The following is a 15644-nucleotide window of genomic DNA, read 5'->3' on the forward strand; positions in this document are numbered from 1 at the left end:
TCTCGCCTCGCATGGGCGCAAAAAATCGGCGGCGCCGAGCGTGATCTCAGGGGCGCCGCAAGACCGCCACGGCGCGCGCCGACGCCGCCGCCACGAGCGCGAGACGCCCCCTGGGAGCCACCGAGACCACGTGGGATCCCTCCCCCGTTTGCAGCGTGGAAACGATTCGCAGCGGCTCGCCGCCGAGCACGACCGTGGTCGCGCCCTTGCCACGAGGCCCGCCGCCGAGCGCGACGAGGATCGTCCGGCCCTCGGGCGAAAGCGCGGCCGAGGAAGGGACGCCCCCGAACGCGACCGTGGCGAGCACTTCGCGGCGCTCCAGGGATACGAGCGTCCCCTCCCCCGCCGCGCCAATCACCACGGCGCGATCCTCGGGCCAAGGGAATGCAGCGATGGGCTGCGGCCCCGCAGGCGCGAGGCGCGGCTCGGCCCCCACGGAAAACCCCACGACCTTCGCCGTGGCCCGATCAAAGAGCAAGGCGCGCTCGGAGGAGGCCACCCGAGGCGCCGCCGAGGCGCGCGGCTCGAGGAGCGACGACCACGCCGCCCGGGCGCCGCCGAAGGGTTTTGCCGCAGGATCGAGGACAACCACGGATCCCGACTCGGTGGGCGTGCGCCCGTCGAGCAGCACGAGGAGCCGATCGCCGGCGGACGAAGGCAGGGGCGAAAATCCGCGGATCGGGGCCGGGAAGAGGATCTCGCCGTCCAGCGCGAGCTCGGTCCCCGCGAGGCGGACGACGCGGCTCCCCTGGGTACTCGCGGCGACGAGGACGGGCGGATCCCCGATCGCCGTGATGTCGAGGGCGCCCTTCACGTCGACTTTCTTCAGGTAGGCCGATGGCGCCGCGCCCGAGAGCCACGGCGCCGTATGCACGAGGGGCAGGCCCGTGGAGACGCCGAGCACGGCGAGCCGGCCCGCGGGGAGCCGCCGGAGGGCCGTGCCCTTGCCCGGGAGGCGCGCGCGGGCCTTCTCCGCGCCGGAATCGAGGGCGTGCGCCCGGAGCGTGCCGTCCTCGCAGAGGACGAAGAACATCGCCTCGTCGTCCGCAAAGGCGACGTCGACGGGCGGGGCGTCGAGGCGAATCGTGGAGGCCACGGCAAATGCGGCGGGCGCCTCGGGCGACGGAGGGGGCGTGTCCGCGGCCGGAGCGGCCGAGGCCAAAGCCGAGGACGCGGCGCTCGCAGAGGGCGCCGGGGGCGCCGCGGCCGAGCCGGGGAGCGCAGGTGGCGGCGCCAGGACGGGCGCGCGCTGGCCGCCGAGGCGGCCTTGCGAGGCGAGGACGGCCGCGCCACCGGCGAGCATGCCGAAGCCGCCGAGCCCCGCCGCGAGGAGCACGAGCCCGAGCGCGCCGAGCTGCACGCGGCTGCCCGCGAGCTTGGGCGAGCTCACCCAAGCGCGGCACGCGGGGCACTTCGTCGCCCCCTGCCGGATCGAGAGCGATCCGCATTTGGGGCACTTCGTCTTGCTCATCGGAGCACCCACACGCGGCGCGCGCGGGCCGAAAATGCCGTCGCGCTGCCGGCGTCTTTGCCGAATCGGACGCTCGTGACCTCGTCGGTGACGTCGACCCGAATGGGCTCGCCCGTCGCGAGATCCACGACGTACACGCCGGGAGAAGGCGCGCCCGTGGCGACGAGCGCCTGGTCGCCGGAGGGCGAGATTTCCAGCGCGGTCACGGGGCTGCCAAGCTCGAGGCGCGTGTCCTGCGCGAGCGTGGCCGGCGCATGCAACGAGAGCGCGCGGCCCACCCTGCAGCCGACGACGAGCGTACGGGGCGCGGCCCGAACAAATACGGGATCGGTGCACGTGTCGCGGGAAAGGTCGGGCGGCGCGAGGAGGCCCTTTCCTTCGAGCGGGATGCGCGTGATGCGGGAGGAGCCGAGCACGGCGAAGGCAAACCCCGACCGGACGGCGACGGCCGCGACGGGATCGACGAGCGAGAGGTGGCGGACGAGCTGCGCGCTCGGCGGCGTCCGAGGCGCGAAGACCTCGATCGCGTCGGGATAGGCGCGCGGGCGTGGATCGGCGACGGCCACGACGGCCCAGGTGCCTTCGGCGTCGAGCGCGACAGCGCTCGGGATCGCGCCTCCGAAGCGAAAACGCGCCATCTCGACGTGGTGCTCGGTGCCGACGACGAGGACGCTGCGGTCCACGGCCGAAGGAAAGATCGCGAGGCCGGCCGTGGAGGCAGCGGCGCCCGGGAGGAGCTGGGTGCGCGGCTCGATCCAGCGCAGGACACGGAGCGTGTCGGGTTCGAGCGCGCCGACGCGGGTCTGGCCGAGCGCATAAAGAGCGCCGCCGACGCGCTCGATCACGCGCGCGGATTGCGCCTCGCGCGAGCTCGTCATGACCACGCCACTCTGCGGATCGACGACGTCGAGCGCGACACGACGCGCGACGGCCACGTGGCCTTGCGGCAGGAGAATCGCGGCCTCGGCGTCGGCCGCGACGTCGATCTTCGCCGCGACCTTGCCTTCGAGCCGCTTCGCCCGAGCCGGCTCGACCGGCGGGATTGCCTGGGGATCGGCCGGTGCGCTCTCGGCGCTCGTCGTCGCGGAGGCGCTCGACGCCGGCGCCGCCGATCCGCCCGGCGAAGGCGCGGCGCTCGCCGAAGGAGTCTCGCCCCCCGCGCCGCGCCCTTCCCCACGCACCGAGAGCGCGCCCCCGAGGAGCGGCGCGACCACGAGCGCGAACCCGAAGATCACGAGGCCCACCACGCGCCCCAGCCCGAGCCGCGGCTGCGCGATGCCCACGAACTCGCCGCACATGAGGCAATGCGTGCTGCCGACCATCACGGGTTCGAGGCAATACGGGCAGGTGAACGTGGACAGCGGGCGCTTGCGAATCGCGGTCGCGCCTTCGAGCGCGGCCGGAAACACCGCCGTGCCGCGGATCCACCCGGGGACACTGACGAGCGAGACGCCCGAGGAGATCGGGATCCGGCCGGTCATGAGGCCCCGCACCACGAAGGCGCCCGTCACGGGCCCCATGACGCCGTCGGTGTCCTCGACGAACCAGAGGAGCTTGTCGCGGGCCTGGGGTTCGAGCTTGGCGAGGTCGCGCGGCAGCGCCTCAGCGACGGTGCCCTCGGGCCGATCGGGCGGGCTCGGCGAGGGAAAGAGGTCCGAGAGCGGATCCCACGCGGCGCCGGGGAGGAACCGCTTGCACCCTTCCATACGGAAGAGCGGCGCCTTCATCGCGCCCCCGCCGATTTCGCGGCGGACCGCCTCCAGCCGCATGGGTCCGCGGATGTTGCCCTGCTCGGAGACGTAGAATTCGACGTTCTGGGACACAAGCGCCCGAAAGGGGCGCATGCACTGTACTACGAAGCGTCCGCGCGCCGCATCTTCTCGGCGAAGGCTAGGCGACGCGCTTCGACATCGCCGAGCGATACACGTGCACGTAGCGGCGCGCCGGGCGATCCCAGCCGAGGTCGAGGCGCATCACGCGGCGCCGGAGCGCCGGCCAGCGGGGCGAGGCCATGGCCGCGAGGGCCCGCTGCACCGCGCCGACGAGGTGCGTCGACGTGGGTTTGTCGTACAAGAACCCCGTCCCGGTCTCGAGCGCCGCGTCGCAATCGACGATCGTGTCGAGGAGGCCGCCGGTCCGATACGCGACCGGGAGCGCGCCATAACGCTGCGCGTAGAGCTGCACGAGGCCACAGGGCTCGTAACGCGAGGGGACGAGGACGATGTCCGCGGCCGCAAACAGGCGGTGCACGAGCGGCTCGGCGGCGTCGCCGAGGAGACGCGCGCGCTCGGGGGCCTTGCCGATTGCGGCTTCGAGCTTCGTGACGATCGCGCGATCCCCCGCGCCCGCCACGACCACGGTCGCGTCGCTCTTCAGGAGCTTGGGCAGCGCGGTGGCGAGCAGGTCGCCGCCCTTCTGCGTGGAGATGCGGCCGACCGAGACGACGAGCGGGCGCTCGATGTCGATCGGGAGCCCGAGCTCGGCGAGGAGCGCGCTCTTGCAGCGCGCCTTGTTCGTCGTGTCCTCGGCGTCGTACCGCGCAGGCAGCGCGGGATCGGTCATCGGGTTGTACACGGCGTAATCGATGCCGTTCACGATGCCGACGATCTCGTTCTCCTTCGCGCGTGTCGCGAGCACGCCGTCGAGCCGCTCGCCGTGGTCGGGCGTGAGGATCTCGCGGGCATACGTCGGCGACACCGTGGTGATCGCGTCGGCGGCGAGCAGGCCCGCCTTGAGGAAGCTCACCTTGCCGTAAAACTCGAGGCGCGAAGGCTGGAAGTGCTCGTCGCCGAGGCCAATGACCCGGAGCGCGTCGCGCGGGAAGAGGCCCTGGCGCGCGAGGTCGTGGAGCGTGAGCACCGAGGCCGGGCGCGCGTCACCCTCCCGATCCCGCAGGAGGTACGGGACGAGCGCCGCAGGCCAGTCGTGCGCGTGGACGACCTCGAACGGCGTGCCCGCGAGCGCGCGCTGGCGAACGAGCTCGACGACGGAGAGCGCGAACACGCCGTACCGCCGCGCGGCCGCGAGATCCCCCTCGTCCTCGTCGGCGAGGCGCGACGGGCCCTCGCTGAAGAGCCCCGGGACGTCGAAGAGCACGAGCTCCACGCCCGAGCCGAGCCGCCCGTCGAAGACCGTGACCTCGACGCGCTCGCCGCCCATGGTGAGGACGAGCGGGGTCAGGCGCCGCGCGATCATGACGCCGGAGGCTTCGATCCCAGGGTAACGCGGCAGCGCGAGGGTGACCTTGTGCCCGAGGAGCCGGAGCGCCTTCGAGAGCGACGCGACGACGTCGGCGAGGCCGGTGACCTTCACCATCGGCGCGATCTCGGAAGCGACGAAGAGGATGTCCATGCGCGGGCGGGTGTAGCACGACTCGTGTCCCGCGGGGGATGCCTCGCGTCCGTGGTTTCCGCTCGGGGCTTCGCCTGGACAAGCCAGTCTTCGCCCCGCACCCCGTCGTCCAGCGGAGCCTGGCCGATTCACCCCCTCGATGGTGAGCTCACTGCGCGAACTCGCGGCGCCGATCCGGTCCGTGCTCTAAGATGCCCCGCCATGACGCGCATCAGCGCGCACGAGCTTGGCGCCACGGAAGGCCCTTTCGGGCGAGGGATGAAGGTCGTACGCCCGGACGAGGTGCCCGAGGGGTCCGTCGTCTCCATCCTCCGCGTGCCCCCGGAGGCGAAGGGCATGCGGCTCGACCGGTTCGTGCAATCGCAGCTCAGGCGGACGAGCCGGACCCGCGCCCAGAAGATCATCGCGCTCGGCGCCTACGCCCCGGATGCGCGCCGCCTGCGCGGCAACGACCGCGTGCAGCCCGAGCAGCTCATCCTGCTCTGGCGCCCGCCGTGGGACGAGAAGGCGCCCGACGTCACGCTGCGCATCCTGCACGAGGACGCGCACCTGCTCGCGGTGGACAAACCCGCCGGGATCCCCGTGCATCCCACGGCGCGGTATCACCAGAGCACCGTGGTCAAGCTGCTCGAAAACGCCCGCGACGGCGAGCGGCTCATGCTCTCGCACCGCCTCGATCGGGAGACGAGCGGGGTCCTCTTGCTCGCGCGGACGAGCGAGGCGGACAGGCAGGTGAAATGGCAGTTCGCCCGCGGCGCGACGCGGCCCGGCGCGCAAGAGCGCAGCGTGCACAAGGAATACCTGGCGATCACCTGGGGCGCGGACGAGGAGGACGCCTTTCGCGTGGAGGCGCCGCTCGAGCTCGATCCGACGAGCCGCTACGGCGTGAAGATGCGCGTCGCCCGGCCCGGCGAGGGTCTTCCCTCGGCCACGCGTTGCGCGGTGCTCGGGAGGCGGAGAAACCCGGCGACGGGGCGGCTCTACGCGCTCGTGCGCTGCACGCTGGAGACCGGCCGGCAGCACCAGATCCGCGTGCACCTCGCGTCGCGCGGGACGCCGGTCGTCGGGGACAAACTGTACGGGCCGGACGACGAGCTCTTCGCCCGCGGCGCGGACGGCCAGCTCACGGACGAGGACCGCGAGACGCTCGAGCTCGACCGGCACGCGCTGCACGCGGCGGTGCTGGAGCTCGATCACCCGGCGGACGAGGGGCGCAGGCTCCGCGTGGAGGCGCCGCTGCCGCCGGATCTCGCAGACTTCTGGGCGAGCCTGGAAGAGGTCGCGGTTTCCGTTTCTGCACCAACGGATCAGTACATCGGGATCTGATCCCCCGACGAAGGCCGAGGCGCCGGCGGGAGCGCGCCGCCACGACGGCGCCCCACGGCGCCGAGCGCGCCGCCGAACGTCGCCGCGAGGAGCGTGACCACGGCGCCTCCGAAGCTGAGCCACGCGGCGCGGATGAGCTCGCCGTGCTGGAAACGGAACGACGGGGGAAAGGGCTCGGTCCGCTGCGCGAACGTGATCGCGGATTCGAAGCCGGTCGGGCGGCCGAGCTCCTCCGTGCCGAAGAACGGCGGCGCCCCGTTCCCGACGACGAACACGAGCAGCGCGAGCGAGACGGCCCAGGTGAGCACCCCCGCGAGCGCGCCGTCCCCGCGGCGGATCGCGCCGCCAAGCTTGGCCGCCGCGTAGCTGCCCACGAAGAGCGCGACGAGCGAGGCGAAGCCCATCCACAAGGCCATGCCCGTAGCGAGGCGTTCGAGCGACGCGCGGCCGCTCGGATCGAGGACGGACACGCCGGTCGCGAACCCGAGCAGCCCGAGGAGCACGAGCGTGCCGAGCGAGAGGAAGAGGCCGGCGAGCACCGAGCTCCACCGGATGCGCGAGAGGTCTCGCTCCTCGAAGGCGTCGAGCATCTTCCGCACGCCGGACGGCGGCATTTGCTCGTCGATCGTGGGCGTCGCAGGGACTTCGCCGAGATCCTGGGGAGGTGGCTTGAGGGGCGCGTTCGACATCGCCCCGGCGCGGTGCAAGCGCCGAGCCGCGGACGGATCAGATCCCCTTCGGGACCTTCTCCAGATCAACCTGTTCGAGCGCGTGACGGATGAGCGCGCTGCGGCTCGCCTTGGTCAAGCCGCGCGCCTTCAAGGCCTCGACCATCTCGTCCAGGCGCTCGAGGTCGTCCGTGTACATCGAGATGCAGATGACCTTGTAATGCGTCGGGCGCTCCGCGGCGGGCTTCTGCGCCCGCGCGCTCGGCTTCCCCGCGGGCGTGTAAAACGCCCCGGAGAGGACCCCTTCGACCTCGTCGCGATCGAGGAGCGCGTGCGCGGCCTCGGAGAATTCGCCCTCGTGCTTCATCGTCCTCTCCTAAGCGGTCGCTGCGGCGGTTCGCGCGGGCTTCGTGTCCTTCGTGTCCTTCGCGCCCTTCGCCGCGCCCTCGCGGCTCTGGATGATGCGGTCCACGACGACGCCGTAGTCCTCCGCGGCAGGCGTGCCGGCGGCGTACTCGAAGATCGTTTGCCCCTGCGCCGGCGCTTCCTTCACCTTCATCGCGGCGCGCACCGGGGGGAGGCATCGATCGCCGAAGTGCTGCTTCAACGTGGTGACGGCCTCGCGGCAGATCTTCGCGCGTGAATCGAAGAGCGTGGGGAGCACGCCCCAGATCTGCACCGGGTGGTGCAGGAGCGCGTTCACGTTCTTCACGGTCTTGATGACCTGACGCACGCCGACGAGCGAGAGGTAGTCGCAAGCGACGGGCACGAGCACGCTGTCGGCGAAGACGAGCGCGTTCTGGTTCATCAAGGACAGGCTCGGCGAGCAGTCGAGCACGACGTAGTCATAACCCGCGGCGGCGGCGCTCAGGCGCTCGCAGAGCACGCGGTCGCGGTTCTGCCGGCCCGCGAGGTAGAGCTCCGCGGCGGCGAGCGTCTCGTTGGAGCCCAAAAGGTCCAGGTTCGGACGAACGACGCGCGTCGCGTCCGCGACCCGGAGGCCCATCACGAGGACGTGGTAGAGCGAGCGCTCGACGGTCGCACCGAGCGAGACGGACACGTTGCCCTGCGCGTCCGTGTCGACGAGCAGGACCTTCTTGCCGCGCGACGCGAGGCCCGCGGCGATGCTCACGGCCGTCGTCGTCTTGCCCGTGCCGCCCTTGTGGTTGAACACGGCGAGGTACCGCGGCACGGACGCGTCCGCGGCCGGCTCCTTCGGCGCCTCGGGCGCGGCGGGCGTCGCCTGCGAGGCCTGCGCCCCCGGGGCCGTCCGCTTGTTCGCGACCTGCGGCACCACGGGCACGGCCACGGCCGGCGAGGTCGACGAGGAAGCACGCTTCGGAGACGTCGTGGCGCTCGATGGGCCCGACGCGCGCGTCGCCACGGCCCGCGGCACCACCTGCGGAGGCGGCGAGGGCGCGACGGCCTGCGGCGTGACCTCGGCGGCGATCTCGCCGAGCCGCACGCCGCTCGCTTCGCGCTGGAGCTGGGTCCGGCAGGGCATCGAGCACGCGTAGGTGCGACGGCCCCCGAGGTACATCACCTGCGACGCGAGCTCGGGCTGGAACCGCTTCGCGCAGGCATCACACGTCGCGAGCTTGTCCCCCTGCCCTTCGCCGCCGAGCTGGCTCTTCTCCAGGCACTTCTGGGAGCAGTAGAACGAGAACCCGCCGCCCCGCTCCTCCATCTGGTAGCGGAACTGGACGTCGAAATCCGACCCGCAAACGCTGCACGACTCCCTGATCCCGGCCACCGCCACGCTCCTTGACGCTCGCCGCGGCGCCCCGCCGCGACGCTGTAAGCCACCAACAGCACAGCTAGATCGGGGGGGCCAAATTTTTGTGTGCGTTTTTTTTGCCGGGATCCGCGAGGCTGGATCCATCGGCGGTGCCCAAGGACACCACGAGAGGCCTAGGCCAGCGCGTTTGGCGAGGCGCGGGCGGCGCGGCGGGCAGGGCGAGAGACGCCGCGATCAGTGCCGGAAATGCCGGACGCCCGTGAAGATCATCGCAGCGCCGGCCTTGTCGGCGGCCGCGATCACGTCGGCGTCCTTCACGCTCCCGCCCGGCTGCACGAAGGCGGTGACGCCCGCTTCGAGGGCGAGCTCGACGCCGTCCGGGAACGGGAAAAACGCGTCGGAAGCGAGCACGGCGCCGCGGGCCTCGGCCTCGGCCTTGCGGCACGCGATGCGCACGCTCTCGACGCGCGACATCTGCCCCGCGCCCACGCCCACAGTGCGGCCGTCCTTGGCGAGGACGATGGCGTTCGACTTCACGTGCTTGCAGACCTTCCACGCGAGGTCGAGCGCCGCGAGCTCCTCCGGCGTCGGCGCGCGCTTCGTGACGACCCGCGCCTTCTCGACCTCGCCGCGCGCCGTCGCGTCGCGCCCCTGGACGACGAGGCCGCCGCCCACGCGCTTCCAGGTGAGCTCGTCGAGCTCGGCCGGCAGGAGCACGCGCGTGGCGAGCAAGCGCAGGTTCTTCTTCGCGCGGAGGACCGGGAGCGCGTCGTCCGCGAACGAAGGCGCCACGACGCACTCGAGGAACGTCTCGGCGAGCGCCTCGGCCGTCGCGCGATCGACGGGCCGATTCAGCGCGACGATCCCGCCGAAGGCGCTGAGGGCATCGGCGTCTCGCGCGAGCCGATACGCGCGCTCGATGGAATCGGCTACGGCCACGCCCGAGGGGTTCGCGTGTTTCACCACGACGGCCGCGGGCCGCTCGTGCTCACGTACGGCTTCGAGCGCGGCGTCGACGTCGACGAGGTTGTTGAACGAGAGCTCTTTGCCGCCGGCGCCGAGCGCGTCGGCGAGCGAGAGCGAGCCTTCGGGCGCCACGCGCTCGCGATAAAACGCGCCCGATTGATGCGGGTTTTCGCCGTACCGAAGGCCGTACGCGCGTTCGAACGTGAGCGTCAGGTACCGCGGATACGCCTCGCGCTTCGGCTGCGCCTTCTCCTCGGCCGGATCCGGATCCCCGAGCGACGACAGATACGCCGACACCGCGCCGTCGTACGCGGCCGTGTGCGCGAACGCCTTGGCCGCGAGCTTGCGGCGCGTCGCGGCCGACACCTCGCCGCTGCTCGCCTCGATCTCGGCGAGCACGGCCTCGTAATCGGCCGGATCACACACGACGGCGACGCGCCCGTGGTTCTTCGCGGCGCTGCGCACCATCGCGGGCCCGCCGATGTCGATCTGCTCGATGACCTCCGCGAGGAGCACGCCCGGCTTCGCGACGGTCTGCGTGAAAGGGTAGAGGTTCACGGCGACGAGGTCGATCGGGGCGCCGCCGAGGCGCTCGAGATCGGCTTGATCGATGTCGCCGCGCATGAGGATGCCGCCGTGCACGCGCGGATGGAGCGTCTTCACGCGCCCGCCCATCACCTCGGGCGAGCCCGTGAAGGACTCCACGCTGGTGACGGCGAGCCCCGCGTCTGCGAGCGCTTTGAGCGTGCCGCCGGTCGAGAGGATCTCCACGCCCCGCGCCGCGAGCGCGCGCGCGAACGGAAGGAGTCCCGCCTTGTCGTAGACCGAGATGAGGGCTCGTCGGATCATGGCGGCGAGCGACTAGCGCGCCGCGGCGATCCTTGCCAGCAGGGAGACGAGAGGAAACGAGGAGGGAGAGCGCTGGGCTTACGCGCCCGGCTGTTCGGCGGGCGAATCGGCCGGGAGGGACGGCAGGGACGGAGCCGCCGACCCGTTCGGCGTGACGAGCTCGCCGTCGCGGTACTCCAGGCGGGCGTGCGGCGGGCCGAACGTCGCCTCGGGGTCCTTCACGATGAGCGCCTCGCGCAAGACGTCGTCGACGTGCTCGACGAGCACGAGCCGGAGCGCGCGAAGCACGCGGCGCGGGACGTCGCGCAGATCCTTGCGGTTCTCCTTGGGCAGGACGACCGTCGAGATGCCGCTGCGGTGCGCCGCGAGCAGCTTCTCCTTGAGGCCGCCGATCGCGAGCACACGGCCCCGCAGCGTGACCTCGCCCGTCATCGCGAGGTCCTGGCGAACGGGGACCTTCATGAGCGCGCTGCACACGGCCGTCACCATCGTCACGCCCGCGCTCGGCCCGTCCTTGCGCACGAAGTCGGGGAAGTGCACGTGCACGTCCGCCTTCTGGTACGCGTCGCTCGACAGCCCAAGGCGTTCGAGGTGCGAGCGCACGTAGCTCATCGCGGCCTGCGCGCTCTCCTCCATGCCCTTCTCGATCAAGCCCGTCACCACGAGCTTGCCCTTGCCGGGCAGGACCACGGCCTCGGCGGGCAAGAGATCGCCGCCGACGCTGGTCACCGCGAGGCCGTTCACGAGGCCGACCTCGTCCTTCTCGGCGCGCCTGCCGAGCCGGAACTTCGGCACGCCGAGGAACTTCGGGATGCTCTTCGCGCTGATCTCGATGGGCTTTTCCTTCCCCTCGTTCACCACCTTGCGCGCGACCTTGCGGCAAACGCTGGCGATCTCGCGCTCGAGGGAGCGAACGCCGCTCTCCTTCGTGTAGTGGTGGATGATCGTCCGGACCGCGCCCTCGCTGAAGTCCATGCTCAGGTCCTCGAGGCCGCACTCCTTGCGCTGCCGCGGGATGAGGTACTTCAGCGAGATGTTGAGCTTCTCGAACTCGGTGTAGCCGGAGAGCTGGATGATCTCCATGCGGTCCTGCAGCGGCACCGGGATGCCGCCGAGGGTGTTCGCCGTCGTGATGAACATCACGTCGGAGAGGTCGTAATCGAGGTCGAGGTAGTGATCGTTGAACGCGTGGTTCTGCTCGGGATCGAGGACCTCGAGCAGCGCCGCCGCGGGGTCGCCGCGGAAGTCGGTCGACATCTTGTCGACCTCGTCGAGCAGGAAGACGGGGTTGTTCGTCCCGGCCTTCTTGAGGCTCTGGATGAGCTTGCCCGGCAGCGCGCCAATGTACGTGCGGCGGTGGCCGCGAATCTCGGCCTCGTCGCGAACGCCGCCGAGCGAGAGGCGGACGAACCTGCGCCCCGTGGCGCGCGCGATGCTCTTCGCGAGGCTCGTCTTGCCGACGCCGGGAGGCCCGACGAAGCAGAGCACCGGGCCCTTGAGCTTCTTCGTGAGCGCCTGGACCGCGAGGTACTCGAGGATGCGCTCCTTGATCTTGCGCAGGCCGTAATGGTCCTCGTCGAGGATCTTCTCGGCCTCGACGAGGTCGAAGCGCTCCTCGCTCTTCTCGTACCAAGGTAGGTCGAGGATCCAGTCGATGTAGTTGCGCACGACGGTCGCTTCCGCGCTCGTCGGGTGCATCATCTTGAGCTTCTTCAGCTCTTTCTTGACCTTCGCGGTGGCTTCTTTGCTCATCCGCTTGGTCTTCAAAGCTTCTTCGATCTCTTGGATCTCGTTCTTGAACTCGTCGCGCTCGCCGCCGCCCAGCTCCTTCTGGATGGCCTGCATCTGCTCGTTCAGGTAGTACTCCTTCTGCGTCTTCTCCATCTGCTTCTTGACGCGGGAGCGGATCTTCTTCTCTACCTGAAGGATCTCGATCTCGGCCTGCATCAGCTCGATGAGGCGCTCGAGCCGCTGCTTCGGATCGTCCGTCTCGAGCAGGCTCTGGCGATCGGCGAGCTTGATGGTCGGCAGGTTCGCGACGATGGCGTCGGCGAGGCGCGAGGCGTCGTCGATGGCCTGCACGGCCATCAACACCTCGGGCTGGATCTTCTTGTTGAGCTTTACGTAGACCTCGAAGGTGCTCTGCACGCTCCGCATGAGCGCCTCGACTTCGACGCTCGACGCGGCCTTCTCGGGGATCTCCTCGTACTCGACGAGGAAGAAGGCGTCCGACTGGACGAACTTCTTGATCTTCGCCCGGCGCTTGCCCTCGATGAGCACCTTCACCGTGCCGTCGGGCAGGCGGAGGAGCTGCATGATCACGCCGACGGAGCCGACGGCGAAGATGTCCTCGGCCGTCGGATCGTTCGTCTTGGCGTTGCGTTGCGCCGCGAGGAAAATCTCCTTGCCCCGGTTCATCGCCTCGTCGAGCGCGGCGATCGAGCGCTCGCGGCCGACGAAGAGCTGGGAGACCATATAAGGAAAGACGATGATGTCCCTGAGCGGCAGGAGGGGTGCGACCCCGCGCTCCGGGGCGGACTTGCCGCGATCGCTGTCGTTCTTGAAGAACATCCGACGTCTTTCTCGCCCCGGCGCGCGAGCCGGGGCAAACAGGCCTACGGGTGATCGCTCGCTCGTGACGATGAGCGAGGCGACGCGAGGAAGAGGATTGGAGTTGGGGGGAGGACGCGCCTCCCCCGGCGCTAAGCGAGCTCCGCTTCTTTCTGGTAAACGATCAGCGGGGCTTCGTGCTTGAGGATGACGTCCTCGCTGACGACGACCTCTTTCACGCCCGCGCGCGAGGGGACGTCGTACATGATGTCGAGCATCGCCGCCTCGAGGATGGCCCGCAGGCCGCGCGCGCCGCTGTTGCGGTCGAGCGCCTGCCGCGCGACGGCGGTGAGCGCGCCCTTCGTGAACTTGAGCTTCACGCCGTCCATCTCGAGCAGCTTCTGGTACTGCTTCACGAGGCTGTTCTTCGGCTTCGTGAGGATGTCGATCAGCGCGTCCTCGTTCAGCTCGTGCAGCGTGGCGATGATGGGCAAACGGCCGATGAACTCCGGGATCAGGCCGAACTTGAGGAGATCCTCGGGCTGCACCTGCGAGAGCAGGTCGCCGAGCTTGAACTCCTTCTTCGACCTGATCTCGGCGCCGAACCCGAGCGTGTTCTGCCCGACGCGGCGCTGGATGATCTGATCAAGCCCGACGAACGCGCCGCCGCAGATGAACAGGATGTTCGTCGTGTCCACCTGCAGGAAATCCTGCTGCGGGTGCTTGCGGCCGCCCTTCGGAGGCACGTTCGCGATCGTGCCCTCGATGATCTTCAGGAGCGCCTGCTGCACGCCCTCGCCCGAGACGTCACGCGTGATGCTCGGGTTGTCGCTCTTGCGGCTGATCTTGTCGATCTCGTCGATGTAGACGATGCCGCGCTGCGCGCGCTCGACATCGTGATCGGCGTTCTGCAAGAGCTGGACGATGATGTTCTCGACGTCCTCACCGACGTAGCCCGCCTCGGTCAGCGTCGTGGCGTCGGCGATCGCGAAGGGCACGTTGATGATCTTCGCGAGCGTCTGCGCGAGCAACGTCTTGCCGGAGCCGGTCGGGCCGAGCAAAAGGATGTTCGACTTCTGCAGCTCGACGTCGTCCGCGTGCACCCGGCTGTCGATGCGCTTGTAGTGATTGTGCACCGCGACCGAGAGGACCTTCTTCGCTCGGTGCTGCCCGACCACGTACTCGTCGAGGATGGCCTTGATATCGGCCGGCTTGGGGATCGGGGCGGAGCCGGCGTACGGCTCGTCCTTCTCGACCTCCTCGGCGATGATGTCGTTGCAGAGCCCGATGCACTCGTCGCAAATGTACACCGTCGGCCCAGCGATGAGCTTCTTCACTTCCTTCTGCGATTTGCCGCAAAAGGAGCAGCTCAGATTGCCGTTCGAGTGATCGTCCCGCCTTCGCTCCACTTCGCCTCTCGCCTCTCTCGCCTCGCCGCGGCCCTCGCGCCGAAACGGCTGAGGGCCCTTTTCATTCGAGCCTTCCCGGTGTCCGCAGAGGCGATCACCGAGGCGCTCGACGACGAAAACGATGCTGAAAATCCGCGTTTTTCCAGCGTATCGCCGTGAGCGGATTCTAGTCCCCTACCCTGTGACCCGCAAGTTAACGCTCGTGCTTCGCGCGCTCGGTCGCCGCCCGTCCCTACGGCTCCAGGCGGCGCGAGGCGTGCATTTCATGCACCTCGGGGCGCATTCATCTGACCGCAAGTCCCACCCACGACACGGCAAGACGCATACGGACGGATTGGTTTCGTCCAAGGCGCGTCTCCTTTCACGCGGCTCCTCATAGCCCGGGCCGCGTGCTCCCCACCCCGCCCACCCTTCTTCGCGGGCGGGCGTCGCGATCCTGCTTCACAAAGCCTGGGGCGTGCCCTTGATGCGCTTCGGCAAGACCTCGTCGATCAGGCCGTACTCCTTGGCCTGCGGTGCGCTCAGATAGAAGTCGCGCTCGATGTCCTTGGCGAGCTCCTCGCGATTCTTGCTCGTCGCGTCGGCGAGGATGTCGATCAAGGTCTCTTTCATCTTCTTGATCTCACGCGCCTGAATCTCGATGTCCGTCGCCTGGCCGCGCGCGCCGCCAAGGGGCTGATGGATCATCATGCGCGCGTGCGGCAGCGCGTACCTGCGGCCCCTGTGGCCCGCCGCGAGCAGCACCGCGCCCATCGATGCAGCCTGGCCGATGCACATCGTCGAGACCGGGCAACGGACGTACTGCATCGTGTCGTACATCGCGAGGCCGCTCGTCACGATGCCGCCAGGGCTGTTGATGTAGACCTGGATGTCCTTGTCCGGATCCTCGCTCTCGAGGAAGAGGAACTGCGCGATGACGGCGTTCGCCACGAAGTCGTCGATCTCGGTCCCGATGAAGACGATCCGGTCCTTCAGCAGACGGCTGAAGATGTTCCACTCGCGCTCGCCGCGATGGGTCACCTCGGTGACCGTCGGCAGGACGTAGCCCTGCTCCCGGAGCGTGGTGAGGCCCGACGCCCGGTCGCGTTCCACCGCATCGTGGTCCCGCTCGAGAAACTCCATCGCCTGCTTACGTGTCTCGACTCGTCGGATCATCCAGGGCTCCGCTGTGGTTCGGCAAAAGGGTGCCGGGAGGCCCTAGTCGTGAGCCAGAAGCCTGCCGTTCGCAAGCCCGAACCGTGGGGTCGGTGTGAAGAAATGCGACGGCCGAGCGTGAGCCGTTTTCGCGCTTCCGCGCGGGAATTTCGTTCGCGCTG

General features: G+C 69.8%; 11 protein-coding genes. 1 reads left to right on the forward strand and 10 read right to left on the reverse strand.

What is annotated here, in order from left to right; all coding sequences use genetic code 11:
* Nucleotides 1-46: 46 nt before the first annotated feature.
* Genes QHF89_RS28790 through QHF89_RS28800 form a run of 3 tightly spaced genes read right to left on the reverse strand, consistent with a single transcriptional unit; the run spans nucleotide 47 to nucleotide 4822 of the window.
* The gene (locus QHF89_RS28790; RefSeq protein WP_136968854.1) at nucleotides 47-1471 is read right to left on the reverse strand and encodes a YncE family protein; all 1425 of its coding nucleotides are present in this window, start codon (nucleotides 1469-1471) and stop codon (nucleotides 47-49) included.
* Entirely contained in the window at nucleotides 1468-3315 is a 1848-nt protein-coding gene (locus tag QHF89_RS28795) for a WD40 repeat domain-containing protein (protein WP_136968855.1), read from the reverse strand. Before QHF89_RS28795 ends, QHF89_RS28790 begins: the two co-directional genes overlap by 4 nt.
* Nucleotides 3316-3361: 46 nt before the next feature.
* Nucleotides 3362-4822 (reverse strand): glycogen synthase, encoded by a 1461-nt coding sequence (locus QHF89_RS28800; RefSeq protein WP_136968856.1) that lies wholly within the window; start codon nucleotides 4820-4822, stop codon nucleotides 3362-3364.
* 201 nt (nucleotides 4823-5023) lie between these two features.
* On the opposite strand from QHF89_RS28800, the gene QHF89_RS28805 reads away from it, so the two are divergent.
* Entirely contained in the window at nucleotides 5024-6148 is a 1125-nt protein-coding gene (locus QHF89_RS28805; protein ID WP_136968857.1) for an RluA family pseudouridine synthase, read from the forward strand.
* Here QHF89_RS28805 and QHF89_RS28810 read toward each other — a convergent pair.
* The 7 genes from QHF89_RS28810 to QHF89_RS28840 all read right to left on the reverse strand — a co-directional run bounded on the left by QHF89_RS28810 (nucleotide 6130) and on the right by QHF89_RS28840 (nucleotide 15483).
* Nucleotides 6130-6837 carry a hypothetical protein gene (locus QHF89_RS28810; RefSeq protein WP_136968858.1) on the reverse strand — a complete coding sequence of 236 codons (708 nt, stop codon included), beginning with the start codon at nucleotides 6835-6837 and terminating at the stop codon, nucleotides 6130-6132. The two genes, QHF89_RS28805 and QHF89_RS28810, sit on opposite strands and share 19 nt — an antisense overlap.
* Before the next feature lie 37 nt (nucleotides 6838-6874).
* A complete protein-coding gene (locus QHF89_RS28815; RefSeq protein WP_136968859.1) occupies nucleotides 6875-7183 on the reverse strand; it encodes a ribbon-helix-helix domain-containing protein in 309 nt (102 codons plus the stop codon).
* 9 nt (nucleotides 7184-7192) lie between these two features.
* On the reverse strand, nucleotides 7193-8569 hold the full coding sequence (locus tag QHF89_RS28820; RefSeq protein WP_284721057.1) for a ParA family protein: 1377 nt from the start codon (nucleotides 8567-8569) through the stop codon (nucleotides 7193-7195).
* Between the two features lie 219 nt (nucleotides 8570-8788).
* Complete coding sequence (gene purH / locus QHF89_RS28825) at nucleotides 8789-10369, reverse strand: bifunctional phosphoribosylaminoimidazolecarboxamide formyltransferase/IMP cyclohydrolase (RefSeq protein WP_136968860.1); 1581 nt, start codon at nucleotides 10367-10369, stop codon at nucleotides 8789-8791.
* Between the two features lie 78 nt (nucleotides 10370-10447).
* Nucleotides 10448-12940 carry an endopeptidase La gene (gene lon, locus QHF89_RS28830; protein ID WP_136927876.1) on the reverse strand — a complete coding sequence of 831 codons (2493 nt, stop codon included), beginning with the start codon at nucleotides 12938-12940 and terminating at the stop codon, nucleotides 10448-10450.
* A gap of 131 nt (nucleotides 12941-13071) precedes the next feature.
* Nucleotides 13072-14328, reverse strand: a complete 1257-nt coding sequence (gene clpX, locus QHF89_RS28835) for an ATP-dependent Clp protease ATP-binding subunit ClpX (protein WP_136927877.1) — start codon at nucleotides 14326-14328, stop codon at nucleotides 13072-13074.
* A 441-nt stretch (nucleotides 14329-14769) separates the two neighbouring features.
* Nucleotides 14770-15483, reverse strand: a complete 714-nt coding sequence (locus QHF89_RS28840) for an ATP-dependent Clp protease proteolytic subunit (RefSeq protein ID WP_136968861.1) — start codon at nucleotides 15481-15483, stop codon at nucleotides 14770-14772.
* Nucleotides 15484-15644 lie beyond the last annotated feature (161 nt).

This window comes from Polyangium sorediatum, from assembly GCF_029946465.1.
Lineage (GTDB): Bacteria > Myxococcota_A > Polyangia > Polyangiales > Polyangiaceae > Polyangium > Polyangium fumosum.

Bases quoted from the DNA above. Each gene is read 5' to 3' on its own strand.
- purH (WP_136968860.1), bottom strand. From the start codon at position 10,369: ATGATCCGACGAGCCCTCATCTCGGTCTACGACAAGGCGGGACTCCTT.
- lon (WP_136927876.1), bottom strand. From the start codon at position 12,940: ATGTTCTTCAAGAACGACAGCGATCGCGGCAAGTCCGCCCCGGAGCGC.
- QHF89_RS28795 (WP_136968855.1), bottom strand. From the start codon at position 3,315: ATGCGCCCCTTTCGGGCGCTTGTGTCCCAGAACGTCGAATTCTACGTC.
- QHF89_RS28810 (WP_136968858.1), bottom strand. From the start codon at position 6,837: ATGTCGAACGCGCCCCTCAAGCCACCTCCCCAGGATCTCGGCGAAGTC.
- QHF89_RS28800 (WP_136968856.1), bottom strand. From the start codon at position 4,822: ATGGACATCCTCTTCGTCGCTTCCGAGATCGCGCCGATGGTGAAGGTC.
- QHF89_RS28815 (WP_136968859.1), bottom strand. From the start codon at position 7,183: ATGAAGCACGAGGGCGAATTCTCCGAGGCCGCGCACGCGCTCCTCGAT.
- QHF89_RS28840 (WP_136968861.1), bottom strand. From the start codon at position 15,483: ATGATCCGACGAGTCGAGACACGTAAGCAGGCGATGGAGTTTCTCGAG.
- QHF89_RS28805 (WP_136968857.1), top strand. From the start codon at position 5,024: ATGACGCGCATCAGCGCGCACGAGCTTGGCGCCACGGAAGGCCCTTTC.
- QHF89_RS28790 (WP_136968854.1), bottom strand. From the start codon at position 1,471: ATGAGCAAGACGAAGTGCCCCAAATGCGGATCGCTCTCGATCCGGCAG.